The sequence below is a fragment of the Pseudonocardia xinjiangensis genome (assembly GCF_012911925.1).
Lineage (GTDB): Bacteria > Actinomycetota > Actinomycetes > Mycobacteriales > Pseudonocardiaceae > Pseudonocardia > Pseudonocardia xinjiangensis.
This window is the reverse complement of sequence record NZ_JAAXKY010000018.1, coordinates 44761-71362: the sequence shown is the minus strand read 5'-3', so window position 1 is coordinate 71362 and position 26602 is coordinate 44761. Positions and strand designations below refer to the sequence as shown.

The 26602-nt window shown below is 69.0% G+C and carries 26 protein-coding genes, 2 tRNA genes and 1 pseudogene; 23 read left to right on the top strand and 6 right to left on the bottom strand.

Going from position 1 to position 26602, the window contains the following annotated elements:
* From HF577_RS08555 to HF577_RS08545, 4 genes are all read left to right on the top strand, one after another.
* Positions 1–1417: diacylglycerol/lipid kinase family protein (locus tag HF577_RS08555; RefSeq protein WP_312859015.1), on the top strand; the 1417-nt coding region annotated here is incomplete at its 5' end.
* Positions 1418–1551: 134 nt separating this feature from the next.
* Complete coding sequence (locus HF577_RS08550) at positions 1552–1833, top strand: DUF3040 domain-containing protein (protein WP_169395212.1); 282 nt, start codon at positions 1552–1554, stop codon at positions 1831–1833.
* 3 nt (positions 1834–1836) lie between these two features.
* A complete protein-coding gene (locus HF577_RS37355) occupies positions 1837–2022 on the top strand; it encodes an MFS transporter (protein ID WP_211173968.1) in 186 nt (61 codons plus the stop codon).
* Positions 2022–3506: an MFS transporter gene (locus HF577_RS08545; protein ID WP_211173967.1), complete on the top strand. Its 1485-nt coding sequence runs from the start codon at positions 2022–2024 to the stop codon at positions 3504–3506. The genes HF577_RS37355 and HF577_RS08545 overlap by 1 nt, the downstream gene beginning before the upstream one ends.
* A gap of 204 nt (positions 3507–3710) precedes the next feature.
* On the opposite strand, the gene HF577_RS08540 is transcribed toward HF577_RS08545, so the two are convergent.
* Positions 3711–4388, bottom strand: a complete 678-nt coding sequence (locus HF577_RS08540) for a GAP family protein (protein ID WP_169395211.1) — start codon at positions 4386–4388, stop codon at positions 3711–3713.
* 190 nt (positions 4389–4578) lie between these two features.
* On the opposite strand from HF577_RS08540, the gene HF577_RS08535 reads away from it, so the two are divergent.
* Together HF577_RS08535 and HF577_RS08530 are read left to right on the top strand one after the other, a co-directional pair.
* Complete coding sequence (locus HF577_RS08535) at positions 4579–5325, top strand: phosphotransferase (protein WP_407692193.1); 747 nt, start codon at positions 4579–4581, stop codon at positions 5323–5325.
* A 479-nt stretch (positions 5326–5804) separates the two neighbouring features.
* On the top strand, positions 5805–7022 hold the full coding sequence (locus HF577_RS08530; protein ID WP_169395209.1) for a tetratricopeptide repeat protein: 1218 nt from the start codon (positions 5805–5807) through the stop codon (positions 7020–7022).
* A gap of 153 nt (positions 7023–7175) precedes the next feature.
* Here HF577_RS08530 and HF577_RS08525 read toward each other — a convergent pair whose 3' ends face one another.
* The gene (locus tag HF577_RS08525; RefSeq protein ID WP_169395208.1) at positions 7176–7316 is read right to left on the bottom strand and encodes a hypothetical protein; all 141 of its coding nucleotides are present in this window, start codon (positions 7314–7316) and stop codon (positions 7176–7178) included.
* A gap of 104 nt (positions 7317–7420) precedes the next feature.
* On the opposite strand from HF577_RS08525, the gene HF577_RS08520 reads away from it, so the two are divergent.
* From HF577_RS08520 to HF577_RS08485, 8 genes are all read left to right on the top strand, one after another.
* Positions 7421–8656: an ATP-binding protein gene (locus HF577_RS08520; RefSeq protein ID WP_169395207.1), complete on the top strand. Its 1236-nt coding sequence runs from the start codon at positions 7421–7423 to the stop codon at positions 8654–8656.
* 126 nt (positions 8657–8782) lie between these two features.
* Complete coding sequence (locus HF577_RS08515) at positions 8783–9310, top strand: 2'-5' RNA ligase family protein (protein WP_169395206.1); 528 nt, start codon at positions 8783–8785, stop codon at positions 9308–9310.
* A gap of 191 nt (positions 9311–9501) precedes the next feature.
* Positions 9502–11409 carry a S9 family peptidase gene (locus HF577_RS08510; RefSeq protein ID WP_169395205.1) on the top strand — a complete coding sequence of 636 codons (1908 nt, stop codon included), beginning with the start codon at positions 9502–9504 and terminating at the stop codon, positions 11407–11409.
* Positions 11410–11558: 149 nt separating this feature from the next.
* Complete coding sequence (locus tag HF577_RS08505) at positions 11559–12017, top strand: MarR family winged helix-turn-helix transcriptional regulator (RefSeq protein WP_246266081.1); 459 nt, start codon at positions 11559–11561, stop codon at positions 12015–12017.
* Entirely contained in the window at positions 12014–13447 is a 1434-nt protein-coding gene (locus tag HF577_RS08500) for an MFS transporter (protein WP_169395204.1), read from the top strand. Before HF577_RS08505 ends, HF577_RS08500 begins: the two co-directional genes overlap by 4 nt.
* A gap of 32 nt (positions 13448–13479) precedes the next feature.
* Entirely contained in the window at positions 13480–13773 is a 294-nt protein-coding gene (locus HF577_RS08495; RefSeq protein WP_169395203.1) for a DUF1330 domain-containing protein, read from the top strand.
* 186 nt (positions 13774–13959) lie between these two features.
* A complete protein-coding gene (locus HF577_RS08490) occupies positions 13960–14217 on the top strand; it encodes a tyrosine-type recombinase/integrase (protein ID WP_169395202.1) in 258 nt (85 codons plus the stop codon).
* Between the two features lie 1187 nt (positions 14218–15404).
* Complete coding sequence (locus HF577_RS08485; RefSeq protein ID WP_169395201.1) at positions 15405–16193, top strand: hypothetical protein; 789 nt, start codon at positions 15405–15407, stop codon at positions 16191–16193.
* 80 nt (positions 16194–16273) lie between these two features.
* Here HF577_RS08485 and HF577_RS08480 read toward each other — a convergent pair whose 3' ends face one another.
* Positions 16274–17152, bottom strand: coding sequence for a DUF4231 domain-containing protein (locus HF577_RS08480; protein WP_169395200.1), 879 nt, complete (start codon positions 17150–17152; stop codon positions 16274–16276).
* A 138-nt stretch (positions 17153–17290) separates the two neighbouring features.
* Positions 17291–18136: a hypothetical protein gene (locus HF577_RS08475; protein ID WP_169395199.1), complete on the bottom strand. Its 846-nt coding sequence runs from the start codon at positions 18134–18136 to the stop codon at positions 17291–17293.
* 415 nt (positions 18137–18551) lie between these two features.
* Here HF577_RS08475 and HF577_RS40090 point away from each other — a divergent pair.
* The 5 genes and pseudogenes from HF577_RS40090 to HF577_RS38015 all read left to right on the top strand — a co-directional run.
* Positions 18552–19940: pseudogene (locus HF577_RS40090) on the top strand (IS481 family transposase); the annotation flags it as partial.
* A 158-nt stretch (positions 19941–20098) separates the two neighbouring features.
* Entirely contained in the window at positions 20099–20713 is a 615-nt protein-coding gene (locus HF577_RS40085) for a replication initiator (protein ID WP_407692192.1), read from the top strand.
* Positions 20710–20937 carry an excisionase family DNA-binding protein gene (locus HF577_RS08465; RefSeq protein ID WP_169395197.1) on the top strand — a complete coding sequence of 76 codons (228 nt, stop codon included), beginning with the start codon at positions 20710–20712 and terminating at the stop codon, positions 20935–20937. Before HF577_RS40085 ends, HF577_RS08465 begins: the two co-directional genes overlap by 4 nt.
* A gap of 155 nt (positions 20938–21092) precedes the next feature.
* A complete protein-coding gene (locus HF577_RS38020; protein ID WP_246266080.1) occupies positions 21093–21377 on the top strand; it encodes an N-terminal phage integrase SAM-like domain-containing protein in 285 nt (94 codons plus the stop codon).
* A complete protein-coding gene (locus HF577_RS38015; protein ID WP_246266078.1) occupies positions 21374–22087 on the top strand; it encodes a tyrosine-type recombinase/integrase in 714 nt (237 codons plus the stop codon). Before HF577_RS38020 ends, HF577_RS38015 begins: the two co-directional genes overlap by 4 nt.
* Positions 22088–22168: 81 nt before the next feature.
* On the opposite strand, the gene HF577_RS08455 is transcribed toward HF577_RS38015, so the two are convergent.
* Positions 22169–22239: transfer RNA gene (locus HF577_RS08455), tRNA-Gly, on the bottom strand.
* A 251-nt stretch (positions 22240–22490) separates the two neighbouring features.
* Between HF577_RS08455 and HF577_RS08450 the strand changes: the two genes are divergently transcribed.
* Positions 22491–22567: transfer RNA gene (locus HF577_RS08450), tRNA-Pro, on the top strand.
* 400 nt (positions 22568–22967) lie between these two features.
* The gene (locus HF577_RS08445) at positions 22968–23498 is read left to right on the top strand and encodes a GNAT family N-acetyltransferase (protein WP_169395196.1); all 531 of its coding nucleotides are present in this window, start codon (positions 22968–22970) and stop codon (positions 23496–23498) included.
* A 50-nt stretch (positions 23499–23548) separates the two neighbouring features.
* Here HF577_RS08445 and HF577_RS08440 read toward each other — a convergent pair whose 3' ends face one another.
* A complete protein-coding gene (locus HF577_RS08440) occupies positions 23549–24916 on the bottom strand; it encodes an alpha/beta fold hydrolase (RefSeq protein WP_211173964.1) in 1368 nt (455 codons plus the stop codon).
* A 98-nt stretch (positions 24917–25014) separates the two neighbouring features.
* On the opposite strand from HF577_RS08440, the gene HF577_RS08435 reads away from it, so the two are divergent.
* Both HF577_RS08435 and HF577_RS08430 read left to right on the top strand, forming a co-directional pair.
* On the top strand, positions 25015–25593 hold the full coding sequence (locus HF577_RS08435) for a TetR/AcrR family transcriptional regulator (protein WP_169395195.1): 579 nt from the start codon (positions 25015–25017) through the stop codon (positions 25591–25593).
* 99 nt (positions 25594–25692) lie between these two features.
* Positions 25693–26598, top strand: a complete 906-nt coding sequence (locus HF577_RS08430; protein ID WP_169395194.1) for an alpha/beta fold hydrolase — start codon at positions 25693–25695, stop codon at positions 26596–26598.
* Positions 26599–26602: the final 4 nt, after the last annotated feature.

Below are 26602 nucleotides of genomic sequence, written 5' to 3'. Positions count from 1 at the left end.
TCCCCGGGCCATGGCCGAGGAGCAGCTGGGCATGAGCGAAACGACCGCCGGCGTCGCGACCGGCCCACCCCGACCGTCTCCGGCACGGCGCATCGCGGCGGCCGGAGCTCTGCTGGGCCTCTTCGCGGCGATCGTCGCCGTCGTCTCCGCCGCCTTCCGGAACCTGGGACTGCTGGCGCTGACCGCGGTCCTGGTGGCGCTCGTCGTCGTCGCCGGGTGGACCGCGCTGGTGAACCGCGGCTCGCGGCGCGTGGTCGCCGCGGTGGCAGCGGGCGCGGCGCTGCTGGGCGTCATCGCCCTGCTCGTGGTCGCCGTGCTGCAGCTCGACGCCGCGGAGATCGGGCGGATCGTGCTCGTCATCGTGCTGGTGGCGGCGTCGCTGGCGACGGCGAGGTACGCGCTGGGCGCCGATCCCGCCCGCCATCCGGAGGGGCTTCCGGTGGGCCCGGCGCGGCGCGGGGTGCTGCTCATGAACCCGCGGTCGGGCGGGGGCAAGGTCGACCGCTTCGACCTGGAGGGGGAGGCCCGGCGGCACGGGGTCACCCCCGTCCGGCTGCGTCCCGGAGACGACCTGCGGGCGCTCGCCGAGCAGGCCGTCGCCGACGGAGCGGACGTTCTCGGCATGGCCGGGGGCGACGGGTCGCAGGCCCTCGTCGCGGACGTCGCGCGCACACACGACGTGGCCTTCGTCTGCGTCCCGGCCGGCACGCGCAACCACTTCGCGCTCGACCTCGGCCTGGACCGCCTCGACGTCGCCGGCGCGCTCGACGCCTTCGGTGCCGCGGTCGAGCGCCGCGTCGACCTCGCCCAGCTCGGTGACCGGATCTTCGTCAACAACGCCTCGCTCGGGGTGTACGCGACCGTCGTGCAGTCCGAGGCCTACCGCGACGCCAAGCTCGCGACCACCGCGCGCCTGCTGCCCGACCTGCTCGGACCCGAGGCCGACCCGTTCGACCTGCGCTTCGACGGGCCCGACGGGCAGGCCGTGACCTCGGCCGACATGATCCTGGTGTCCAACGACGTCTACCGCCTGGACAGCATGAGCGGCTTCGGGACCCGCCCCCGGATCGACGACGGCCTGCTCGGGGTGGTCACGGTGGACGTGGACCGGGCCCGGGACGTCCCGGCGCTCGTCTCGGCCGAGGCGACCGGGCGGATCCGCCGCTTCCGCGGCTACCGAGCGTGGAGCACCCGCGAGTTCGTCATCGACTCGGCCGAACCCCTGATCGACGTCGGCGTCGACGGCGAGGCGCTGTGCCTGCCGCCGCCGCTGCGGTTCCGCTCGCTGCCGGGTGCCCTGCGTGTGCGGGTGCCGACCACCGCGCCCGGTCTCTCTCCCGCCGCAGCCGCACCGCCGAAGGTCGGCGAGGCCGTCCCGGCTCTGCTGCGGGTGCTCGGCGGCCGGACGGCCCGTTAGCACCGGCGGACCGGGCTCCCATCGTCACCCTGCCGGGGTGAGGACGGCGCAGGTCGGCGCCACCACGCTGGGCCCGCCGAAGCCGGGCGGCAACAACGGGCCCCGGGCGACGGCCGCAGCGGAGGAGGTGTCCCATGCCGGTCGGAGCAGGCGGCGGCGAGGCTCTGCGCAGGATCGAGGCGGCACTGGCCGCGGACGACCCGGCACTGGCCGAGTTGTTCCACAGGTGGCGTGAGCGCCCCGGCGCCGATCCCGGCGACGCGGACTACGGCCCGGTCGACCGGTGGACCGGACTGGTGCTGCTGCTCGGGCTGGCGTCCCTCGCCGTCGGGCCGGTCGCCACCGTGGTGCTGCTGGTCCTGGCGGGCCCGCTGTACCTGGTCGCGCTGCGAGCCCGAAGGGCGGAGGCCCGCTAGCCCGTGCATCCCGAGGACGGGCAAGACGGCCGGGGCCGCTGGAAGGCGCTGATCCCGCTGGGGCTCGCGCAGTTCCTGGTCGTGCTCGACACGTCGGTGATGAACGTGTCGATCAGCCAGCTGGTCGCCGACTTCTCGACCACCATCACCGCGATCCAGGCCACGATCACGCTGTACACCCTCTCGTGATGGCGGCCTTCCTCATCGTGGGATCCCAGGTCGGTGACATCATCGGCCGGCGGCGGGCCTTCGGGATCGGGCTCGTCGTCTACGGGATCGGCTCGGCCCTGACCTCGATCGCGCCCACGCTCTGGGTGCTCGTGCTCGGCTGGTCGGTCATCGAGGGCCTGGGCGGGGCGCTGGTGCTCCCGGCGCTGGCCGCGCTCGTCGGCGGCAACTACACCGGCCGCGACCGCGCCGCCGCCTACGGGGTGATCGGGGGGCTCGCCGGCGCCGGAATCGCGGTGGGCCCCCTGCTCGGCGGCTGGATGACCACCTACCTGAGCTGGCGGTTCGTCTTCGCCGGGGAACTGGTCGTCGTCGTGTTCATCCTCCTGACGATGCGCTGGATCGCCGACGCGCCGGCGACCGGGCCCCGCCGCCGACTCGACGCCGTCGGTGCCACGCTGTCCGTGGTCGGCCTCGCGCTGGTGGTCCTCGGGGTGCTGCAGAGCGGGGCCTGGGGATGGCTGCGACCGCTCGACCCGCCCGTCACGGTGTTCGGGCTCTCCCCGACCCCCTTCGTGATCGCGGCCGGCCTGGTGCTGCTCGGCCTGCTCCGCAGCTGGCTGCGCCGCCGGGAGCGCCGCGGGCTCGACCCGCTCATCCGCTGGAAGTTGTTCGACGTGGCCCCGCTGCGGGCCGCGCTGGTGACCCTCGTCGCCCAGAACCTCATTCTCCTGGGCCTGTTCTTCACGATCCCGCTCTACCTGCAGGTGGTGCACGGCCTCAACGCGTTCGAGACCGGGCTGCGCCTGCTGCCGGTGTCGGTGACGATGCTGGTGACGTCGATGTGCGCGCCGCTGCTCAACCGCGTCGCGAGCCCCCGGACGGTGGCCCGGGTCGCGTTCGCCGTGCTGTTCGCCGCCACGATGTGGCTGGTCGCCACCGTGCGCCCCGCACTCGACGACGCCTCCTTCGCGGTCGCGATGGCGCTGCTGGGGATCGGGACGGGGCTGCTCGCGGCGCAGCTGGGCAACGTCGCGCAGTCGAGCGTCGGGGACTCCGAGCGCAGCGAGGTCGGCGGCCTCCAGTACACCGCGCAGAACCTCGGGTCGTCCCTGGGCACCGCGCTCATCGGGTCCGTCGTCGTCGGAGCCCTCACCGTCACCGCGCTGTCCGGGGTGCAGGACGACCCGCGGGTCTCCGACGCCGTGCAGGAGCAGGTCGGCGTCGCCGTGGCGGGCAGCGTCCAGTTCGTGCCGATCGACCAGATCCGGCAGGCGCTGGCGGATGCGCAGGTCCCGCCCGCGGAGGCGACCGCCATCCTCACGACCTACGCGGACGCCCAGCTGCAGGCGCTGCGGATCGCGCTGCTCGTCGCCGCCGCGATCGCGCTGCTGAGCCTCTTCCTCACCCGCGGGCTGCCCGGGACCAGGCTCGCGGAGCCGGTCGGCGAGCCCGAGCACGGCCCGGCCGGTCCGGAACCCGTGGAGTTCCTCCGTCGCGGGTGAGGCAGGCGGCGCCGCAGCGGTCCAGTCTCCGGTTCGCGGAGCCCTTCCGCGACTGTCGACCTTCGGAGTGATCACGATGACGCCGGCGGCAACCCAGAGCGGCTATCCGCTGCTCAACCGTCTTCGGGTGACCCGAATGGGTCGCGCACAGCCAGTCAACCGCCGCGGAGCCTATGGACCATCACCTGACGAGGGTGATCCTGATCAGGACCGAAGCTCCGTGAGGCCCCTGACGATCAGGTACACACCCAGGAGGCCGAACGCGGTCATCATGATCCCCACCTGGCGGCGCCAGACCCACCCGGTCGCCCGCCGCAGGAAGTCACGCAGCTCGACCGGTTTACGCAGGTCGAGCGCCAGGGCCGCCACCGGCAGGGCGAACCAGATCGCGTTGTACACGCCCACCTGGAAGATCCGGTCCGCGTTGCTCGACGTGCTGTCCGCGATCGCGCTCAGCGCGGCGAGGTAGAAGAGCCCCGGCTTGTGGGTGAACACCCCGGCAACGGCCGCGCGGGGTGCGGAGAGGTTGGCCAGCTGACGGCCGATCCACGAACTGGAGCCGGACCGCGGATTGGCTTCCGCAGGGTTCGGCAGCCGTCGTTGGACCCGGCCGCTGAGCAGCGCGGCGGCGCAACCGAGCGAGCCTGCACCGAGGGCGAAAGCGATGAGCGCTCGCGTCTCACTCGGGGCCTGCGGCCCGGCCGATATGCCGAACAGGACGACCAACAGGATGCCGAGTACGAAGCTGAAGACGAACCCGGCGACGATGTAGGCCGTCAGCAAGCGGGTCGGCCGCGTGGACGCGAGCATGGCGTACACGGCCGCCGCGCTCAGCGGGCGCACGACCGAGGCCACTGCCAGGACCAGCGCATCCACGCTCACCCTTCCATGTTGGACGCTCCGGACCGTTCAGGCTTCGCCCGGGCAGGGTTACCGCGACTCCTGCGGGGCGCTGATGAACGTGCGGCCCGAGCACCTGACACGAGGCAGCCCCACGACCGCGAACGGCCGCCCTCGCAAGATCATCTGCTCGGGGTAAACCTGGCGACGTCGGTGGTCATCCCCCTCGATGATGGCCGACGTGGACGAGGTCGAGGTCGTCGTCGCCCATCACGAGCGCGCGACCCTGCGCGTCGGCGACGTGTTCCTGAAGGTCGACGCTGATCAGACGCGCACCGACGTCGAGGTCGAAGCGATGGCCATGGCGCCGATCCCGACTCCGGAGGTCCTGTGGCGGAAGCCGCCGGTGCTCGCGCTCGCCGCCCTCCCAGGGACGGCACTCGGCCGCCTCGGCGAGCCGTCGACCGCGTCGTCGGCGGCGTGGGCCGCGGCGGGCGCCGCCGCACGGCTGCTGCACGACGCGCCGCTGCCACCATGGCCCGGCCGCAGCCTCGACGAGATCGCATCGCACCTCGACGGCGAATGCGAGTGGCTCGTCACGAACGGCGTCCTTCCCATCGACCTCGTCACGCACAACCGCCGGGTCGCCGAGGCTGCGCTCCGGCCATGGACACCGGCGTTCACGCACGCCGACCTGCAGATCACCCACGTGTTCGTCGACGGTGACGAGATCACCGGCGTGATCGACTGGTCCGAGGCGGCCCCGGGCGATGCCCTGTACGACCTCGCCACCTTGACGCTCGGACACGAGGAGCACCTTGACGACGTCCTCGCTGGCTACGGCACCGACGTCGACCTCGACGTGATCCGGGCGTGGTGGTCGTTGCGAAGCCTGGTAGGGGTCCGCTGGCTGGTCGAGCACGGCTTCGACCCGTCCGCGCCAGGCTGCGAGATCGACGTGCTGAGAGCCCGGATGTGAGGCTGCACGAGCCCGACGGTACGCCGCACGGAGCGGCCCTGATCCAGGCCGCTCAGTCCGACGCGGACAGGAGGGCCGAAAGTTGTTGCTGGTGGTCGGTCCCCTCGGGCTCGGCTCATTGATCGTCAAGCCTCGGCGCCATGTGCGCGAACTCGCGCATCGGACATCGCTATGAACCCACATGCCGCGCGCGTGTAATGGAAACGCGATGGAGACCTGCTCCCGGCCTCACGATCGCGTGGCCAGCCGGGGATAGGGTCTCGCCTCATGGATCATGATCTGCCCGGCCGGGTGGACTCCACTCGCATCGACCGCGCGAGCGCGCTGGGCGGCATTCCAGAAAGGGCTGCGCTTGAAGCGATAGAGCGCGGGCTACATGAGGGCGAGGCTGCAGACCTCGCAACCAATGTGCCGAAGATTCGAGAAGCGCGATCTCTGCCGGCTCAGCAGCGGCGGCGTCACCAGCGTGCGCCCGGATCGTGCTGTCGGACGTGATGAGAGGTGTGAGAACTGCACGGGCTCAGTCGCTGATCGAGCTCGGCCGGTTCGCCGAAGCGCTTGAGGTGCTGGCGGCGCCCTCACCGGACGACGACGAGGCCGACGTGCTGTGCCTGCGGGCGCAGGCGCTGCAAGGCAAAGGTGACCACGGGGCGGCTCTCAGAGCAGCCGAAGCCGCGTGCGAGGTCGCGCCGTCGTGGGAGTGGCCTCACCGTCTGCTGGCAATCTCCCTCAGCCAGCTGGGGCGTCATCGCGCGGCTCTGGCAGCAGCGGTGGAGTGCGTACGGCTGGCGCCGGACGCTCAGGATCCACACTATGCCCTCGCGATGATCCAGTCGGACCTCGGCGACTACGACGCGGCCATGCGAAGCGCGGCTACCTGCGTCGAGCTCGGGCCTGATGTACCGGTTGGGCACGAGGCCGTCGCTCGCGTCGCCCTCGAGGCTGGACGGTACGACCTCGTCGAAGCTGCCTCTCGACGCGCCCTCGCCCTCGATCCGCACGATGACCGACTGCGCTCCCTGCTCGCGAGCGCTCTGGAGGCCCAGTCGCGACACGATGAGGCGACGCAACTGCGGGTGAAGGCGCTCGAGTCCAACCCGCGCGACAGTTCGCACCGCTGGGAGTTGGCCACCGCCTCCATCCCTGCCGGTGTCGCGGGGGCTGGCCTGGCCATCCTCGCTCCGCTGACAGTCACCCAAGTGCTGCCGAAGCTGCTCGGGAGCACTGCCGGTCATGCCGTGAGCGCGCTTGTTGTCGCGGTCGCGCTGTCGCACGTTCTGCTGCTCGTTGTCTGGGCGGTCCACGCGCGCGGCCGCCGTCGAGCCGGTGAGCTGATACCGCCCGGTACCTACGCAGCGCTCCGGCTGGACCGTCGCGTCCACGACCTCGGCTGGGTGGCCACCGCAGGTGTCCTCACGGCTGTGTGCGCCGTCCTTGCGCTGGCCCTCGTCCGCGGCAGTGCGACGGCCGGGACCATCGGTACCTTGGTCGGCCTTGCGGTTGTCGAGCTCGGCGCGTCCATCCTCGGGAGAAGGTGGCTGCGGCGGCGGCACGGGATCGTCCGCCAGTCGTGGGTCGGCTGGTACCTGCGTCGAACGGCGAGCCGATTCGCACACCGCGTCTCCTACAGGCCGTTGACGCGTCCGACCGGCCCGCCGGTGAACTGGTGCTCGCGCTCCGGGTCGAGTCAGCGGTGACCGGGGTGACGTTGCCGCTCTTCGCGGGCGTGTGGATCCTTGCGGTCGGGTTCGGCTGGAACCTGGCCTACCTCCCGCCGCTCGCTGCTGTACCGGCCGCCCTCGGCACGGCCGCTGTGATCGGCGCCGTTCAGGACCGCCGTCCGCGCAGCATCACCAGCCTGCGCGGCGTGCCCGCCGGGGGGGCGGCGGCTGGTGGTCGATGCGACGAAGGGCGAGTGCCTCAGCGGTCCACGGCTCGCACTGCGCGGCGTGCTCCGCGTGCTGCTCCTCCCGGCGCTCGTGGTCGAACATCTGATCTTCCGTAACGCCGCCCGTCGGTGTCTGCATGACCGCCTGACCGGTGCCACCGTCGTGCGCCTGCCCGACTTGACCGACCAGACAGGAGCACTCGCTCGATGAGCGACGCCGAACCGCTGATCATCAGCTTGCAGGGCGCGGTCGCCGCGATGCCGCAGGACCGGTCCCTGCGCCTGCACCTGGCGGAGCTTCTCGTCGAGGGCAATCGGCCTCATGACGCTCTCCCGCACATCACTCATCTGCTCGGCGCGGACCCTGCCGACCAGCACGCGCTCGCGCTGCTCGCGCGCGTGACGAATCTGCTGGTCGGCACGGCACCTGCGGCAAAAACGGAAGCAGCGTCGCCCGGCCCGGCGGAGCGGTCACCGGGCGTCGACGCCTTCGACTGGTCGGCTGCGGAGGCAGAGGTCCGGGACCTCGCGCCGCCGATGTTCATCGACGGGAGTTCAGACGGCCCGGACGAGCCGGACGTCGTCGAGCGCCCCCAGGTCCGGCTGGCCGACGTGGGTGGGATGCAGCAGGTCAAGGACCGGCTCGAGGCCGCCTTCCTGGCGCCCATGCGGAATCCCGAGCTGCGGCGGCTGTACGGCAAGAGCCTGCGTGGTGGGCTGCTGCTGTATGGGCCGCCCGGGTGCGGGAAGACGTTCCTGGCTCGAGCAGTGGCCGGCGAGTTGGGAGCGGCGTTCTTCACGGTGAGTTTGGCGGACGTCCTCGACATCTACATCGGCGCAAGTGAGCGCAACCTCGCCGATATCTTCCGTACGGTGCGCGCCAACACGCCGTGCGTGTTGTTCCTCGACGAGGTCGACGCGCTGGCGCAGAAGCGCAGCCAGGTGCGCGGCTCGGCCATGCGCGGCACCGTCAACCAGCTCCTTACCGAGCTGGACGACGTACTCGGCAGCAACGACGGCGTGTTCGTGCTGGCAGCGACGAACGCTCCTTGGGACGTCGACCCGGCGGTGCGCCGGCCTGGCCGACTCGATCGGATGCTGCTCGTGCTGCCGCCGGACGCCTCAGCGCGCGAAGCCATCCTCCGGTACCACCTGCGTGACCGTCCGCTGTCCGGCATCGACCTCGCCAAGATCGTCAGGCGCACCGACGGGTTCAGCGGTGCCGACTTGGCACACCTGTGCGAGAGCGCTGCCGAGAAGGCGCTTCTGGACAGTGTTCGCAGCGGCGAGATACGGATGATCGATCAGCGCGACATCGACCGCGCGCTCAAGGAGGTTCAGCCCAGTACGGGCGCATGGCTGCAGGAGGCGCGGAACGTCGCGCAGTTCAGCAACGCCTCCGGCGACTACGACGATCTCGTCGCCTACCTGCGCCGGCGGTAGATGCTGTGAGATCGCAGTGAGTGACCTGCCGGCGCGTACCTGCCGACTGGTCGACCTGCAACGGCCTCGTGAGGCCATCAGGTGCCGTCTCGCCGAAGAGACTCGGCGTCCGCGGTGGGGATTCTTATGGCCTTCGCGTTAGAGATGTACTTCGACGGCGGCGCCGATGCCGCCGTACGGAGGATTTGGGCGCTGCTTGAGTCGCGCGGGGTGGCCTCAGCAGGCAGCGGTCCGGTTGCCAACGCACGGCCGCATGTCACGCTGTGCGTGTTCGACTCGGCGCCGATGGACTCCGTCGAGCGCGTCGTATCCGCGCCGGCGAGCGAACTGCAGAACCTGTCCATCGTGCTGAGCTCGCTCGGATTCTTCAAGACAGCGGAGTCCGTTGCGTTCCTCGGCGTTACTCCCACCGAACGGCTGCTGCGAGTGCAGCGCACGGTAGCGACCGAAGTGCAATCAATTGCAGTCGGATACTGGAACTACTACCGACCGGGCACCTTCGTCCCACACTGTACGCTCGCGTCGAACGTCTGCGACTTCGCCGCCACGATCGACGCGGTCACAACCGCGCCGTTGCCCATTAGCGCGACCATTGCATCGGTGGGCGTCATCGAGATTCCCAGTGGGAGGGTGCAATTCGACATCGCGGTATGAGCGAGGTACACATTGTCGCCTTGATGACACGACACCCATCATCGCACGGTCACAATCAACGTGACGTCAGCGCACCAAGAAGTTACGACTGCAGTTGGGGGTCCGCTACCTGCGCATCCGCGTAGTGGCAAGAACCCCCTCAGTTCGCCACCGCCCATGTGGTGCGCTGTTGACGTTGACACACTGATCGCATGAAAGGTTTGACCGCCGAACTCGTGGTCGAGGGTCGCGTCCCGCAGAGCCCGGCTCTCGCTCCGAACGGGCATCTGCTCTGCTACGTTCTCGCCCCCATCAGCCGAATCGATGACCATCTCGACACCGCACTCTGGCTCGCCGACATCGAAGGCGACGGTGTGTGGCGTCGGGCGACCGCCGACACCGCAACGGAGTCCCGGCCTCGCTGGTCCGCGGACTCGCGCACGCTGTACTTCCTGTCCGACCACGCCGAGCGTGGTACTCCGCAGGTGCACCGGTTCACCCTTGCCGACGACGGGGTGACCGCGGTGACCAGTTGGCGCGCCGGCATCACCGACCACCTGCCGCTCGCCGATCCCAACCTGGTCGCTCTGCTCGCCGAGGACGAGCCCACCGAGCAGGACACGCGCCGCGCCCAGGACCGCGACGACGCCATTGTCGTCGGTGAGCGCGAACCGCGTGCCCGGCTGCGCCTGCTCGACCTGCGCACCGGCCAGGTCACCACCCCGAGCGTGTTCGGCGACCGGCACGTCGTGGAACTGCGGCAACGACCCGACGGTGGCCCACTCGCCGTACTCACCCAGGCCGGCGCCGACAAGGACTACGGCCCCCGCACCGGCCGACTGCACCTGTTCGACCCCACGACGGGGACCGCGGAGGACCTCGGACCGGTCGAGGCCGACGCACACTCTCTGGCCTGGTGGCCGGCCGAAGACGGTTGGCACCTCGGTTACATCGCCCTCACGCCACCGGTCCTCCACGCCGGCACCGCCGTGTTCGACCTGGCCATGGGCAGCCGCGTCCGACGCAACCGCACCGCCGACCTTCCGATGTGCCCCACCGAACTGTGCCAGACCGACGCCGCCCCTCTGGTGGTGTTCGCCGACGGCCTGAACACGACCCTGGCCCGGCTCGACCCCGACGGCCCCACGCCACTGTCGCAGCACCCCGGCCACCTCGACGCCCTCACCACCACCCCCGCAGGGAAGACGATCGCGGCACTGACCGGAACCCGTCACCAACCCACGAACGTTCACGTCGGGCCACCGACCGGGCCGCTACGGAAGATCACGGACACCCGCCCCGAACTGGACGGCATCGCATTCGGCGCCCAGCGACCGCTGGCCTATCGAGCCGCCGACGGCCTCGATCTGGACGGTCTGCTCGTACTGCCGGTCGGGAGATCCGCTTCGGACGGCCCGTTCCCGCTCGTCACGATCGTGCACGGAGGCCCCTACGACCGTTACGCCGATCGCCTCCAGTTGTTCTCGTTCCACGGCGCACAGGCACAGTGGCTGGCCACCGCTGGATACGCGGTGTTCCTGCCCAACCCGCGCGGCGGCCAGGGCCACGGTCACGAGTTCGCGGCCGGCGTCGCGGGCAGGGTCGGCCGGGAGGAATGGACCGACATCCTGACGGGCATCGACCTGCTCATCGCCGAGGGCATCGCCGACCCCGACCGACTGGGCATCGCCGGCGGGAGCCACGGCGGATTCATGGCCGCCTGGGCCGTTGGGCAGACCGACCGGTTTCGCGCCGCGCTGGTCAACGCGGGTATCGCCGACTGGGGGATGCTCGTTGCGACCGGGGAGTACGGCCAGTTCGACGTTGCGCTCAGCGGCAGCACCGGGTGGGATGGGATCGGTCCGCACCCGCATGACGCGGTCAGCCCGATCTCCTTCGCCAGCCGCGTCCGCACTCCGGTGCTGATCCTGCACGGCGCCGAGGACACCAACGTCCCCCTCGGCCAGGCCGTGTACTTCCACCGGGCACTGCGCCACTTCGGCGCCGAGCACGAGTTCGTGATCTACCCCAGAGAGGGCCACTCGATGCGGGAACGCAACCACCAACTCGACGTCCTGCGCCGCACCCGTGCCTGGTTCGACCGCTGGCTCCAGCCCTGACCGGGAACGCCTGGTCCTGGCGTGGTTGTGCCCATACCGACGACTGGAAGAAGCAAGGCGGTCTGGCAGACCGTGCCGCAAGACGTGCTCCGCCTGCGCCAGTCGACCAGTTACATAACCTATGAATATAAGGATGTTATGCTCCGGGCATGAGTCGTCAAGGCGCCGCTCCTGGCGCGTCCGCCGCCATCGGGGCAGCCCTCTACGGCCTGGCCACCAGGGCCGCCAGACGCCTGCCCCGGGACATGAGCCTGACGTCCGCCGCCACCCTGGCCACCCTGGACCGGACCGGCCCGCGGCGCATCACCGATCTGGCCGCGGTCGAGGGCGTCACCCAGCCCGCGATGACCACCCTGGTCCGGGTGATGGAGGAGTCCGGCCTGGTCGAGCGGCGGGGCGACGCGTCCGACAAGCGGGTCACGCTGGTGTGCCTGACCGAGGCCGGCGCCTCCTATGTCCGGACGCGGCGCCAGGCGGGCGTCCACGCGTTCGAGCGGTTGATCGGCGAGCTCACCGGCGACGAGGTCGAGGCGCTGGTGGCGGCCCTTCCGGCGCTCAAGCATCTGGCAGAGCTCGAAAGCCAGGACCGCGAAGGCCCGAAGCAGTGACCGGCCAGCCGGTCGGCAGGGTCGCGGTGAAGGCGTTCCCGATGGCGCGTTCCGAGGCGCGGCTGCTGGTCCCCGCCCTGATGTTCATCGCTCTGGTCGTGGCGGCGGTCGCCAGCCTCGGGACGCCGCTCATCACCAGCGTGGCGACCTCGTTCCACGTCTCGCTCGGCAGCGCGCAGTGGACGCTGACCGTCGCGCTGCTCAGCGGCGCCGTCGCCACGCCGGTCCTGGGCCGGCTCGGAGCCGGCCCGCACCGGCGGGCCACGATCCTCGCCACGCTGGCGGTCGTCGTCGCCGGCAGCGCGCTCACCGTGCTGCCGCTGCCGTTCGCGTGGCTGCTGGCCGGCAGGGCGGCCCAGGGCGTCGGGCTCGGGCTGACGGCGCTGATGATGGGCGTGGCCCGGGACCACCTCCCCGAGGAGCGCAGCGCGGCCGTGATCGCCCTGATCTCGGTGGTCTCGATCATCGGGGCCGGCGTCGGCTACCCGCTGGCCGCACTGCTCGCCGAGCTCGGCGGGGTACGGGCCGCCTACGGCCTCGGCCTGGTCGTCACCGCCGCCGCCCTCCTGACCGCGTGGCGCTCCATGCCCGAAGCCCCCGAAGGCCGCTCCGCCCACGTGGACGTGGCAGGCGCGGTCGTCCTGGCCGCTGCGCTGCTCCTGGTGCTGTTCCTCGCCGGCGAACGGAATCTGTGGAGCCGGCACCTCGCCGTGGCGGCGGGCCTCGCCGTCGTCGCGGTGATGCTGCTCTGTGTCTGGGCCGTCATCGAGCTGCGCAGCACGACGCCCCTGGTCGATGTGCGGGCGGTGCGGCACCCGGCGGTCGCCGGGGCGAACCTCGCCATGTTCGTCGGCGGGATCGGCATGTACCTCCTGCTCACGCTCATCACCCGGTACGCGCAGACGCCGCACGGCGCCGGCTACGGCTTCGGGCTGACGACCTTCGTCGCCGGGCTGGTCCTCATTCCGTTCTCGGTGCTGGGGTTCGTCGCCGGCAAGCTCACGCCGCGGGTCCGGACGCGGATCGCCGACCCCCTGCTCCTGGCCGGCAGCGCCGTCGTGGTCGGCGGCGGGTTCGCCCTGTTCGCGGCGGCCCGGTCGGACCCGGCCGAACTGTTCGCGGCGATGGGCGTGCTCGGCTTCGGCGTCGGCGGTTTCTCGGCCGCGATGCCCGGCGTCATCCTGGCCGTCACCCCCAAGAGCGAGACGTCGAGCGCCATGAGCTTCAACTACGTCGTCCGCAGCGTCGGGTACTCCCTGGGCAGCGCCATCGGCGGCCTGATCCTCGCCGCGGGCACCGGCCCCGGCCACCTCTTCCCCGACGACACCGCCTACACCACCGCGGCGCTGGTCGGCATCGGCGCTATGGCGATCACGACGCTGACAAGCCTCGCTCTCGCCCGCCGACGCTCGTCCGAGACCAACCCGTAAGTCAGATGCTTCATCCCAACACTGGAGGTTCCATGCCCAAGGGCTACTGGGTCAGCGCCTACCGCACCATTACAGACCCTGAGAAGCTGGCCGCTTACAACAAGCTGGCCCCTTCGGCCGTCAAGGCCGGGGGCGGTCGGATCCTCGCCCGTGGCGGTCGGGTCGTGGCGCATGACGCCGGAATCGCCGAGCGCACCGTCCTGATCGAGTTCGACAGCTTCGAGCAGGCCATCGCGGCGCGCGAGAGTGCGGCCTACCAGGAGGCGCTGGTCGCCCTCTCCGACGGCGTCGAGCGCGACTTCCGCATCGTCGAAGGCATCGACTGACCGAGGCCCAGACGAGGGCGCGTCGGTCGGGACCATGGCCAAGGCCTACCGATTGCTGCACGCGATCCTGAACACCGCGGTGGAAGACGTCAACATTTGCACCAACTTTGCAAGATCAAGGGCGCGGACCCTACGAGCCGGAAGCGCGACAGGTCGCCGCGGAAGTCGAGCACCATCTCCGCACCTATGTCGGCCGATCGCCCAACGCCTAACGTCTTCCTCAGCCCCAAGGGAGGTCGCCCGACCCGCTCGAACTTCCACCGCATCTGGGACAAGGCGCGGGTGAAGGTCGGGGGCCCGGACCTGCACCTGCACGATCTGCGGCACACCGGGAACACGCTGGCCGCGGAGATGGGGGCGACCCTGCGCGACCTCATGAACCGGATGGGGCACCGCTCGACGCCGGCAACCCTGATCCACCTGCATGCGCGGCGATCACCGTGACCGGGAGATCGCCGTCGGGCTCGATCGGCTCGTCTCGGCGGAGCTGGACGCACCCAAGGGGCACACGGGGGGACACGTACACCGCTCACGCGGGTTCCGATGATCGGCCGCGACCACCGTTGCGCCTGGTAGAAGGCCTGGAGCGGGCGACGGGAATCGAACCCGCGTAGCCAGTTTGGAAGGTTGCGCGGGGTGCGGCTACTTCGGGGCTGACCTGCGTTCGAACGTGTCGTGGGCTGAACCCGTTGACCGGCTTGCGCCCTGGTTAGTTGCACGCTAGTTGCACGGTCGGCATCGGCGTTGTCGAGCAGCCGCTCGTGCGAGATGACGTTCTCGGGATGGCCCGCGTAGTCCGTCCAGTCCCAGAACTCTCGACGGCCCAGGTGCACTGGGCCGATGGCGTGTCCCGCTTAGAGCTGTGCCCCCACGAGCTGACCGCACCGCTGCAAAGCTCCGCGATACCGGAGATCTGCTGCACTGCGGAGCTCGTTCCCAGGCTCAATCACCGGTCGCTCGCCTGTTTCAGCGATAGCTGGTGAACTGCGTCTGGCCAGGCGTTTCCTTGCTGATCATGCCGTGACCTGTCCCTGAATACCGGCCGGTGTCGCGGAATACCGCGGCATGTCAGCTGCCTTCTGTACCGGATTTGTACCGGGTGACCCCGCGGGTGAGGACGTCCGTGTCAATGCGGCCCGTCTCCGCTCAGCCGGTAGCCAGCGGGCGTGTTCCTGCTGGTCGTCGTGACGGTCCGTGTCAGCCCTCGGGGTCTGGTGCCGGGTGCGGCGGTGCCTCTCTAGGTGCATCCGGCCCGGCACTTGACCTTCCGCGCTGAGACTCGTGCGGCATCCCGTCGACCTGGCGCAGCCCGACCGCGCGGCGGCCCGGGGGCAACCCTCGTCGCAACCGGTGGCCGACGCGGTGCAGCTCTGCCCCCGGGCCGTCGTGTGGTAGCCCTTCGGGAGGTCGACGGGATACCGCACCCCGCCTTCGCCGCACTGCCCCGCGCGTCTGCTCGACCGGCTATCCCGGAGACCTGCCGCCCGGCGAGGGCGTGCTTGTTCTACGCCCGACGGTTGCACGCCAATCGCACACCTGCCCCGTCCTCGCCGCCACGTCGTGATCTCTGCCCCGTCGTCGCACGGTGGGCACCGAGAACTTCTCGGCGAGCGGTGGTGCACAATCTGGGGGTGGATAGTCGAGGCCAGACGAGCGACCGGCCTGAATCGTGCTTCTATATTTGCCCTATTGGACCGCCCGAGTCTGCTATTCGTAGGCGAAGTAACCAGATTTATCAGCACGTCGTCAGCTCCACCCTTGAGCCGCTTGGTTTCTCAATTGAGCGAGCGGATCAGATGGATCAATCAGGCACGATCACGTCGCAGATAATCGACGGTCTACTACAAAGCGACCTTGTTATCGCAGACTTGACTGACCATAACCCTAACGTCTTCTATGAGCTCGCCATTCGTCATGCAGTCGCTAAGCCATTCATTCAATTGATAGCCGAGGGGCAGACGCTACCCTTCGACATCCAAGGACTTCGTACTATTTTCTTGGATCACCGCGACCTGGACTCTGTTCATGAAGCCAAGGAGACATTGGTGGGGATGGTCGGGAGCATGCGAAACGGGAAGCCCGTCGAGACTCCCCTCACCTACACGCTGAATCTTCAAACTCTATCGCAGTCGGACGACTCCGAAGCGCGCGGCATCGCGGATATTATCTCCGAGATACAGGGACTCAAGCAACTTCTGCGGACCAATGACCCAGATGCTGGGCCTGTCCGGCATAGTAGCTTGGCGCGGACTGACGTAATGGCGCTGCGCAACTTCATCCAGAGCCTCGCAAAAAGTGGCAAGATTACCGCCGACGATCTCCGCGAACTCATGTACAGACATAAAGGCTCAAAGAATTTGAGTGAATGGATAAGCGCTATCATTCCGAAGTATTACGGGCCCGATGAGCCGCCGTTCTAATCGCCTCCGGACGGCAGTGAGTCAGTCGCGATAGCGAGGCCTTGCGTCCTCAGAAGGGTTCTTGCGCGTCCTAATTCGGATCATATCGTCGATCGGGATGCTCGCCACATGGTGTGTTCGCGACTTATTGCCTCCTCAGCGTTATCAACCTCGACGGGCCACAGTGCGTCGTCACTTATCTCTTGCAGGCGTATGGCGGCGATCGCTAGCTCATTTTCTGCGTATGAGTAGGCGCGACCCAACGACTCGTGCTGCCTGATCGACAGCCAGGCGATGCCTGCGGCACCAAGTGCGGCGACAATGCCGGCGAGATCGATCGCGAGCAAGCCGACTGCGCGAAAGAGCGCGGCAAGTACGCCCATGCACTCGATAACGAGCAGGCCTACCCGCCACCGACTAGCCTGACTGGCGTTTTGCTGTGCCTTATTGCTGTACCAGTAGCGTTGACCGACGACGCGCTCGCGGATGTAAATTTCGCGTCGTTGGTCGAAGTCGGCCGCGCGAAGCGTCCTCATGAGAGTAGTTACGGGAGGTCCGTCACCCGGAGCGATTGCTGTGGTGGGTGCATCGCGCACCAAGGCGCTCAGCTGCTCGACGAGTAGTCGCTCTGCCGTCGAGCTGTCGATGGACGAATCGAAAGGTGCACCGTGCACTGCAAAGCGCCACGCGAGAGTCTTTGCTGACTCAGCCAAAGCGCGACCGTCATACCAACGCCGCTCCGGGCGTTCTGCAAGCAGCCAAACTTCGACAAGTATCGCGCCCACCAACGCTGCTACAGTACCAACGGCTGCATAGTCAACGCCGCGTGCGCCCTGTATCGACATTGCACCGGTTGCGGCGGCGGCGATCAGAAAGAACAGTCTGAGGCGGGATGCCAACAGGAACTGGCGCTGCGCGGAAAGTGATACCTGGTCTGCGGCATGAAATAGCCCTGGTAGCCCGGCATCTGAGAGCTGCATGCACGCCCTTTCTAAGCTTCGGCACCCACCGACGACCTGTCGTTTTTGGCGGCTGGGATGGCGCATCAAGGGAGATGGCCCCGCGGACGCGATCATTGGCGGTCGCACGGGTGACTAAGTAAAGGTGAATGCATGGAGCTAACTGAGGCGCAAAGTTGCAATGTTTTCCTGCTCGCCTCGGTCGTCAATCCAGGTAACTCTGCATCGAACTTGTGAAGCACTTCCCATAGTTGCAAGGATTGGAAATCGCGCGTCATGGCCATGGGGAGCAAGGACCTCGATGTTCGGCACTCCCTCGGCATTATCTGTGTGCACGTGCCAAATCTCGCCGTCCGCGCTATCGCTCTCAAGAGAGAATCGGACCTCACGAGCAGGACGCTTGCCCGTGTTTGATAAGACGAGATACCAATTGCGCCGGGTGCGGACCCGGCCGTTACTTGACGTGCTTACCCGGTCCGCCGACTCTACTCGTGGCCATACCTCGGCAGCGTAATTGGAATCGCCTGCAGCTACATCAAAGGTTGCGTCTACCTGATCATCGGAGCGCGTGCGATCGCGCGTGATCGCGGCGACAAGAATTGCGTCAATATGATTCTCGAGCTCGGCATCCGTTCGGTATTCTAAGACCAATGCTTGTTGCTGGATGCCAAGAAGGTAGTTATCCAGCAATTGTGCCTGCGTGTGGTCCACGGTTGCTGGATCAACGAAGCGCCGCGAGCGGAGAATGCCGACATAGCGGCCAGACTGATGCAGACGTTGAATCTCTTCCGCCGTGCCCGATTCTGCGACAGCGGTCGGAGTTCCCATCCGATTAGCAAAGAGTGCGACGCAGATATCGCATCCGTCGACTAGTTGATCATTCAGTACGGCTTGTGGCGCACGGCCAAATTCTGCGGCCGCGTGGCTGCCCCACGAAATAGGTATCACAGCGCTTCCGAAGCTGGGGCCGTAGATGCCGTTCCATCGATTGATCGCCTTCTGCACCGTCCGCAAATCCTCCGGAGGAACATCTCCCGGACATGAGATGAGAAGTCGTCGAACGGTCGCGCTATAAGCCACGATCCAAGCGTAGTGGATGCACTCAACATGGCGTCGTGGCACGCCTTCGGCGTCGGCCGGACGTCCCGCCAGCCGCGCGCCGCGCGGGGACCGGCCGGAGGCCGCACGCCCCGGGCGAGCGCTTGCGGCTGCAACGGGACAGCGCCGTGCGGCGCCGGAGGCGCCGCCTTGAACAGGTATGGAGAGTCTGAACACGCACGCTCGATGACTGACTGTGTAGTCCCGGGACATGCTTGACACTCCGGTCCCACCTGATGCTTGACGGTGGTCGTGATCGGCTTCGCTGTGCCCTGTCGTGTGATGTCGGGGTGCGGGGAGGCCGGGATTGGCCCTGGTCGAGTTGTCGGTCGTTGAGCAGCGGTATCGCGCGGTGTTGGCGGTGCTGGCAGGAGAAGCCGTCGTGGATGTCGCCGCGCATCACCGGGTGTCGCGCCAGAGCGTGCACACCTGGTTGGCGCGGTATCGCGCTGATGGTCTGAGCGGGTTGGCCGACCGGTCCCGGCGGCCGGCCTCGTGTCCGCATCAGGCGCCGCCGCAGGTGGAGGCGGTGGTGTGTGAGCTGCGCCGGGAGCACCCGCGGTGGGGGCCACGACGGCTGGTCCACGAGCTGAGTCGTGGCGGGCGGGTGGATCCGGTGCCGTCGCGGATGACGGTGCACCGGATCCTGGTCCGTCACGGTCTGATCGAGCCGCGGTCACGCCGCAAGAAGCGTGCGGACTATGTGCGGTGGGAACGGTCGGCGCCGATGGCGTTGTGGCAGATCGACATCGTCGGCGGGATCCTGCTGGTCGACGGCACCGAGGTCAAAGTCGTGACCGGTGTGGATGACCACTCCCGGTTCTGCGTGATCGCCGCGGTGGTGGCGCGGGCGACGGGGCGGGCGGTGTGTCTGGCTCTGATCGAGGCGCTGCGCCGTTACGGGATGCCCGAGGAGATCCTTACTGATAACGGCAAGCAGTTCACCGACCGGTTCGGCCGCGGTGGGGAGGTGTTGTTCGACCGGATCTGCCGGGAGAACGGCATCACCCACCGCCTGACCCAACCCGCCTCCCCGACCACGACGGGAAAGGTCGAGCGGTTCCACCAGAGCCTGCGCCCGGAGTTGCTCAACGACCGCCCACCGTTCGAGAACGTCCTGGCGGTCCAGGCCGCGATCGACACCTGGGTCACCGACTACAACTGCGACCGCCCCCACCAGGGCATCGGCGACGCCTACCCCGCCACCCGGTTCGCTACCGGCCAGACCGAACGCGCTGCAGCAACAGCTGCGGTGCACGCGGGGTTGCCGCTGCGCGTCCCAGCCATCCTCACCCCAGCCCTCGAACCAACACTCGACCTGGCAGCTGAACCGGCAGCCGAATCGGTAGCTGAGCTGGCAGTCGCGCAGGAGGATGGCGCGGTTCGCGAGAACGCCACCGCCCCACGAACCGACCTGCTCTATCGGGGTGGGCCGGTGGAGTTCGAACGCGTCGTGCCGACCGGGGGCAACCTTGGAGTCCGCGGCAAACAATTCTGGCTCGGACCAGCCCGGGTCGGGCAGACGATCACCTTCTGGGCCGACCACCAGTTGATCCACCTGCTCGCCGCCGGGACCCGGATCAAGACCGTCCGCTCGCACCTGTCGTCGGCGGACCTGACCGCGCTCGCCGCCCGCGGCGGCCGCCCCGCCGGCCCCTCTCCACTGCCGCCCCTCGACCCAGCCGCCACCGCGCTCGAGGTCGACCGCACCGTCAACCGCAACGGCAACATCACCCTGGGCCAGCACAGCGTGTTCATCGCCGAGATCCTCGCCGGGCGCCGGGTCGGCGTCCGGATCGAACCCACCGTGCTGCTGGTGTTCGACCCCCAGACCCGCGAGCTTCTGCGCACCCGCCCCAACCCGCTGACCTGGGACCAGGCCCACCGCGTCCAGAGCGTCCGCCCCGCCGAGCCACCACCACGCCCCCGCACCGAACCGGTCACCGTCCAACGCCGCGTCTCCGCCTCGGGCGTGATCACCGTGGCCAGCCAACCGATCAGCCTGGGCCGAGCCCAGGCCGGGGCCGTGGTCACCGTCCACGTCAGCGACACCACCCTGACCGTCGACACCCCCGACGGACAGCAGCGCACCTACCGGCGCGCCACCGACCAACCCGTCCGCAGCATCAAGGCCTACCGGCCCCGCACCACCACCCACGTTTCCTAGATCCACTGACAAGCATCAGCTGGGACCGAAACGTCAAGCATCAACTGGGACTAGACAGCCAGCGGTACTCGACCACCTTCGGCGCGCTCCGAGCCGACCGGAGGACGTGGCGGCTGGCCGATGACCTGGCCCAGCTCGACCGCGACACCGACGACCCCAACACCATCCCGCTCGATCTGTCCACCGTCACCGTCGTCAACGACTGGCGTCTCGTCCACATCGGACACCACACCCACGCCGAACGCGAGCTCGCCGTGGCCATCGCCGAACGGAACCGACAGCAGCGACGCAGCACCCGAACCAGGAGGGCGGCATGAGGAACGACGGCGGCGAGTATCTGACGGTGCGGGGCGCTGCTGCGTACCTGTCGACATCCGAACGCTTCGTCAGGCGGTTGATCGCCGAACGGCGCATCCGGTTCTACCGGGTCGGTCGCCACATCCGGTTCTCCGTCGCCGACCTTCGGGCATTCGTGGCCCAAGGATGCGTCGAGCCGATCACTGCGCAGTCGGTCCGGCGGCACGTGCGGGGGGTCGTCTGATGGCACGGGGTAACAAGCCCAGGCACCGACGCTTCGGGCTGATCCGCAAGCTCCCGTCCGGCCGGTTCCAGGCCTCCTACCTGGCACCCGATGGGCGCCGTCGACCAGCGCCGGAGACCTTCGGGCGGAAGAAGGATGCCGAACGGTGGCTGTCGATGGCGGAGTCCGAACTCGTGCAGGGCGAGTGGACCGACCCGGACCTCAGCACGGGGACCGTCCAGGAGTTCGGCGAGCAGTGGATCAGCGAGCACAAGATCAGTCTGCGCACGCGAGAGGAGTACGACAGCCTGTTCCGGCATCATGTCGAGCCCTACCTCGGTGCTGTGGAGATCGGGCAGCTCACCACTGATCAGGTGCGGTCCTGGCGGCGGCATTGCTCCGTGACGGGCGCTCGGAGGACCGGACCGCGAAGGCCTACCGGCTACTCCGCGCGATCTTGAACACTGCGGCCGATGACGGCCGGATCAAGCGGAACCCGTGCCGGATCAAGGGCGCGGGCCAGCACCGGACGCCGGAGCGCCCGACGGCGACCGTCGCGCAGGTCTACCGCCTCGCCGATCTCGTCCCTGCCCGGTACCGCGTGCTCGTCCTCGCCGCCGCCTTGACCGGGCTCCGCTGGGGAGAGCTGATCGCGATCCGGCGCTGTGACCTCGATTTGGAGGGACGCGTCGTGCACGTGTACCGCCGCATCGCGCAGACCCGACGCGGTCAGATGGTGCCCGGCCCCACGAAGTCCGTGGCCGGCGCCCGGTCGATCGCCCTGCCGGACGTACTCGTCGACGAGCTTCGCCAGCACCTGGACTCGTTCGCCGAGTCAGGAGCCGAGGGTCTGGTGTTCCTCGGCGACCGGGACGGCCCACTGCGTCGAGGCAACTTCCACCGCAGCACGGCGTGGACGCAGACGGTGGTCAGGGCGGGACTGCCACGCGGGTTCCACTTCCACGACCTGCGCCATACCGGTAACCAGCTCGCCGCCGCTGCCGGAGCCAGCACACGCGAACTCATGCACCGGATGGGCCACGGCTCGATGCGCGCCGCGTTGATCTACCAGCACGCCACACGCGAGCGAGACCGCCAGATCGCCGATCGGTTGAGCACCATCGTCACGTCGTCCGCGCCCCCGACAGCCGCCCGGTCCGACGCGAACTAATTGCACGCTAATTGCACGCAAGCAGACAGCCGCCTCTCCCAAGATCGGGAAGGGCGGCTGTTCTTGCTGGTAGAGACGCTGAGCGGGCGACGGGAATCGAACCCGCGTAGCCAGTTTGGAAGACTGGGGCTCTACCATTGAGCTACGCCCGCGTGTCCCCCATCGACTCGGGGACCTGCCCAGCGTAGCGGACTCCGCAACGCCCCCGTCCCGCGCCTCGATGGTCACCAGTCACCGCCGACCAGCGGCGCCGTCGTGCGGCCCGCCGGCCGCCCCCGTTCTGGGATCCACGGTCGGTCCTGAGCCCGCCGCTCGGAACGGATTCCGAACAGGACGGTCGGCTGGGGCAGGTCCGAGGACTCCGCGTCACGAGTCCCGGGACGACCGCCTAGACTTCACCCGACGGGGTGTGGCGCAGCTTGGTAGCGCACTCGCTTTGGGAGCGAGGGGCCGTGGGTTCAAATCCCGCCACCCCGACCATGGTCAGACGTGGTCCGATAGGCAGGTGGGCCGCTCGGACCAGCGGTAGGTAGCAGTCGAGCAGCCCCGGTTCCCGTTGCAGCACTCGGACAGTGCGCTACCGCCGCCTCCTCCGATGGTCGCCAGCAATGACACGGACGCGTGCACGCCTGGCGTGGTGGCGGGCGTGTCCTCAGACATCAATACGAATCGAGGTCGAGTTCGCAGCCGTTGAGAAGTCGAACGATTTTCCTCGCCCGAGTTGATCACCCGGTGCGAAGGTTGGTGGATGCGGTCTATACCCTCCTCGATCACTCTTGCCGACGCAAAGAGCACAAGTGATCGTCTGGACCGGATGGGGAATCCTCACGTTGCTGCTGACCGTGGCCTTCAGCTTGGGCGACACCTTGAAAGGCAGGGCATGGGAGCACGACAGGAAGCTCGGATCCGGCTGAGGGCGATGGAGCCTGGTGACGCCGACGACCTGTGGCGGTGGAACCACGACCCGGACGTCATGCGGTGGATGAACGACGGATACGGCTCGTCACTCGCGCAGACCAGACGACGGATGGAAAGCCGGGAGCCGAACTCCTATCGCGACGTACTCTTCGGCGTCGAGGTGGTTGCCGACAGGAAGCTCATCGGGATCGTCCGGCTGCGCGACGCCGAACCCGAACTCGGTTGCGCTGAGCTCGACATCTACCTCGGCGAGAAGTCCTACTGGGGCCAGGGCTACGCCACCGAGGCCATGCGTGCCATGTGCCGGTACGGCTTCGACAAGATGCGCCTGCACAGGATCTTCTTGAGTGTCGTGGCCGAGAATCACGCCGCCCGCCATGTCTACGAGAAGGTGGGGTTCGTCGAGGAAGGCAGATTGCGCGAGGCGTTCCGGCGGGACGGCACCTGGTACGACATGGTCGTCATGGGCCTGCTCGAAGGCGAGCTGAGGTAGCACCGGCGCCCTATGTCGCCGGGCCGCCGAGCACGCGGCTGACGAGGATGTCAGTGAACTCCGCGGGTCTTTCGTACAACGACCGGTGCCCGCTGCTGCTGATGAGGACATGTTCCTTGTGCGGCGCCTGGAGTCCCGCGAACCACTGCCGCATCGGCGGCACGCGGCCGGGCACCTCGTCGACGCCGTCCACGAAGTACACGGGCACCTCGAGGCCGCGGGATGTCGGTACGCAGGTCGACGTCCCGGATCCGCGGGTAGTAGACGTCGTGGGCGTCGACGAGGCCCGCGAAGAGATGGACCTTGTCGAGAACCGTGTACTCCGACGCCGCGAGGCTCTCGTCGAGTCCGCCTTGCCCACCGGCGTGGGGGAAGACCCTGCTCTCGGCGAGGATCAGCGGTTCGTAGTCGTAGATCCGGGCGTACGGGGGTGGGCCCACCGCGGTGAGGGCCGCGGCGAGATCGGTGTAGTGGTGGCGAGCCCAGTCGAGCGTCGCGGCGTACTGCGCCTGGTCGGCCTCGGTGGTGTCGACGGCCTGGCCGACGCCGATGTAGGCGCTGAACAGTTCGGGGTGGCACTGCACCGCGAAAGCGGCCGGGATCGACCCTCCGGAATGGGCCAGCAGGTAGATCCGGTCGGTGTCGAACCGCCGCCTGAGGTGGTGCGTGGCGGCGACGACGTTGTCGATCTCGTCGTCCAGCGTCATGGTCGGCGTGGGTTCGATCGCCGGGTAGGAACTGCCGCCGCCGCGCCGGTCCAGGGTGGCGACGACGACGTGCTGCTCCAGTCCGGAGAGGTGCGCGCGGACCGCACCCGGTTCTGCTGCCCCCGGCGCACCGGGCACGAACAGCAGGACCGGCCCGGTCGTGTCGGCGCCGCGGATCATCAGGCCGAGCTGATGAGAGCCGGCGTCGACGCTCGCGAGTTCGGCGATGCCGCGGTCGCCGGGGATCGGGTCCGTTCGTGCCGGCAGCGCCACCGCGCCCGTCACCAGTACGACGACGGCGGCGAGCCCGCCGATCATGGCCCGACCGAGGTAGCGGCCCAGGCGGCCGCGGCGGGCCGGTCCGGCGCCGTAGGCGGCGGCGACGACCATCGGCAGCACGGTCAGGAGCCCGTGCACCCCTCGCCCGGCGGCCAGCGCGACCGCACCCAGCATGCTGGCGTGCGGGGCGTCGACGGTCGGCCCGACGGCACCGGTTCGGACGATCTCGACCGTGATCACGAACAGGGCCGGTGCGACCAGCATCGCCCACCGCGACCGGCTCCACCGGCCGGCCACGCCGCCGACCACGAGGCTGACGCCGACGCTGATCAGGGCCTCGGTCGGGGTCAGTGGGCCCCGTGGGGTGGTCAGGCCGGCGATCACGCCCCACGTCACCGGGGCCAGAGCGGCGCCCCACCAGCTGTACGTCATCGCGGCCCCGCCGATCGACTCGCCCGACGTAGCGGTCGCTACAGCCGAAACGTAGCAGACGCTACGCCGACGGGTGAAGCGGTTGCTACGGTTCAGCGGTGGATCGTCGCGCCGAGCTCGCCGAGGGTGCCCTGGACTACGTGCTGGTCCACGGGCTCGTCGGGTTGTCGCTGCGGCCCCTCGCGGCAGCGCTCGGCACCAGCGACCGGATGCTCATCTACCACTTCGGCAGCAAGGAGCGCCTGGTCGGCGAGGTCCTGGCCCTCGCACAACGGCGCCTCGCCGCGTCGCTGGAGCCACCGGGGCCGGACGTGCGCGGTCTCGCCGACCTGGTGCACCACCTGTGGGCCGCGCTCAGCACCCCGGCGGCGGCCCGGGTCACGCGGCTGTATCTCGAGATCTGCGTGCTCGCCGTGCAGGAGCCGGAACGCTTCCGCGCAGCCCCCGAGCGGCTGCGCGGACCCTGGCGGGCGCCCCTGCAGTCCGGCCTGGTCGCGTTCGGCATCGCGCCGGAGCGGGCGGCACCGGTGGCCGACCTGATCCTGGACACCCTCGACGGGCTGGCGCTCGACCGGCTCGTGGCCACCGACCCCGCTCGCGTCGACGCGGCGGCAGCCGTCTTCGCCGAGCTTCTCGACGGCCGCTACCGGGCAACGGGCGCGAAAGGCAGCACCTGACGGCGCACGTGACAGTTCCCACTATTGTCGCGAATGGCCCCATGTATTCCCGCGTAGAATTGCGTCGGCATCGCGCATGACGAATTCCAGGGAGCACGCATGACGTTGGCGTCCGAAGAGGACGGAGCCTTCGCGGGCTTCGAGCTGTCGCAGATCACCGTGGGCGAGGTGTCCCTGCGGGTGCGCCACGGTGGTTCCGGCCCTCCCCTCCTGCTGCTGCACGGGTACCCGCAGACACACATGATGTGGGGCCAGGTCGCGGGCGGGCTGGCCGAGGACTTCACGGTCGTGGCGCCCGACCTGCGCGGCTACGGCGACAGCAGCAAGCCCGAGTCCGTCCCCGACCACGCGAGCTACGGCAAGCGCGCCATGGCCCGCGACGTCGCAGGCCTGATGCACCAGTTCGGGTTCGAGAGTTTCGACGTGGCAGGCCACGACCGCGGCGGCCGGGTCACCTACCGTCTGGCCCTCGACCACCCGCAGGCCGTTCGCCGGCTCACCGTCCTGGACATCGTCCCCACGAGCGAGGCGTGGGCCCACGCCGACCGGAACTTCGCGCTCGACTACTGGCACTGGCCGTTCCTGGCCCGGCCGTATCCGTTTCCCGAGACCCTGATCGGGCACGACCCGGAATGGTTCTTCTTCGACTCCCAGTTCGGCGCCGACGCGCCGAACTTCCGGCCCGAGGCCCGCGCCGACTACGTCAGATGTGCCCGGAACCCCGCGGTCGTGCATGCGATCTGCGAGGACTACCGCGCCGGCGCCACGTACGACCGGCTGCTCGACGAGCAGGACCACAGCGCGGGCCGGAGGATCGCCTGTCCGATCCAGGTCCTGTGGGGCGCGAAGGGCCGGCTGGGCGGCGGCTACGACCCCCTGACGATCTGGCGCGGCTGGGCGGACGACGTCACCGGTGATGCGCTCGACAGCGGACACTTCCTCGCGGAGGAGAAGCCGGCCGAGACGCTGGCGGCCCTGCGCCGGTTCCACGGCGAGGGCCGCTGATGCG

What these genes read in the sequence shown, in the direction of transcription:
- HF577_RS08550 (WP_169395212.1), top strand. Translation starts at nt 1,552, where the DNA reads ATGCCGGTCGGAGCAGGCGGCGGCGAGGCTCTGCGCAGGATCGAGGCG.
- HF577_RS08545 (WP_211173967.1), top strand. Translation starts at nt 2,022, where the DNA reads ATGGCGGCCTTCCTCATCGTGGGATCCCAGGTCGGTGACATCATCGGC.
- HF577_RS08535 (WP_407692193.1), top strand. Translation starts at nt 4,579, where the DNA reads ATGGCCGACGTGGACGAGGTCGAGGTCGTCGTCGCCCATCACGAGCGC.
- HF577_RS08525 (WP_169395208.1), bottom strand. Translation starts at nt 7,316, where the DNA reads ATGTTCGACCACGAGCGCCGGGAGGAGCAGCACGCGGAGCACGCCGCG.
- HF577_RS08520 (WP_169395207.1), top strand. Translation starts at nt 7,421, where the DNA reads ATGAGCGACGCCGAACCGCTGATCATCAGCTTGCAGGGCGCGGTCGCC.
- HF577_RS08515 (WP_169395206.1), top strand. Translation starts at nt 8,783, where the DNA reads ATGGCCTTCGCGTTAGAGATGTACTTCGACGGCGGCGCCGATGCCGCC.
- HF577_RS08510 (WP_169395205.1), top strand. Translation starts at nt 9,502, where the DNA reads ATGAAAGGTTTGACCGCCGAACTCGTGGTCGAGGGTCGCGTCCCGCAG.
- HF577_RS08505 (WP_246266081.1), top strand. Translation starts at nt 11,559, where the DNA reads ATGAGTCGTCAAGGCGCCGCTCCTGGCGCGTCCGCCGCCATCGGGGCA.
- HF577_RS08495 (WP_169395203.1), top strand. Translation starts at nt 13,480, where the DNA reads ATGCCCAAGGGCTACTGGGTCAGCGCCTACCGCACCATTACAGACCCT.
- HF577_RS08490 (WP_169395202.1), top strand. Translation starts at nt 13,960, where the DNA reads ATGTCGGCCGATCGCCCAACGCCTAACGTCTTCCTCAGCCCCAAGGGA.
- HF577_RS08480 (WP_169395200.1), bottom strand. Translation starts at nt 17,152, where the DNA reads ATGCAGCTCTCAGATGCCGGGCTACCAGGGCTATTTCATGCCGCAGAC.
- HF577_RS08465 (WP_169395197.1), top strand. Translation starts at nt 20,710, where the DNA reads ATGAGGAACGACGGCGGCGAGTATCTGACGGTGCGGGGCGCTGCTGCG.
- HF577_RS38020 (WP_246266080.1), top strand. Translation starts at nt 21,093, where the DNA reads ATGGCGGAGTCCGAACTCGTGCAGGGCGAGTGGACCGACCCGGACCTC.
- HF577_RS08445 (WP_169395196.1), top strand. Translation starts at nt 22,968, where the DNA reads ATGGGAGCACGACAGGAAGCTCGGATCCGGCTGAGGGCGATGGAGCCT.
- HF577_RS08440 (WP_211173964.1), bottom strand. Translation starts at nt 24,916, where the DNA reads ATGACGTACAGCTGGTGGGGCGCCGCTCTGGCCCCGGTGACGTGGGGC.
- HF577_RS08430 (WP_169395194.1), top strand. Translation starts at nt 25,693, where the DNA reads ATGACGTTGGCGTCCGAAGAGGACGGAGCCTTCGCGGGCTTCGAGCTG.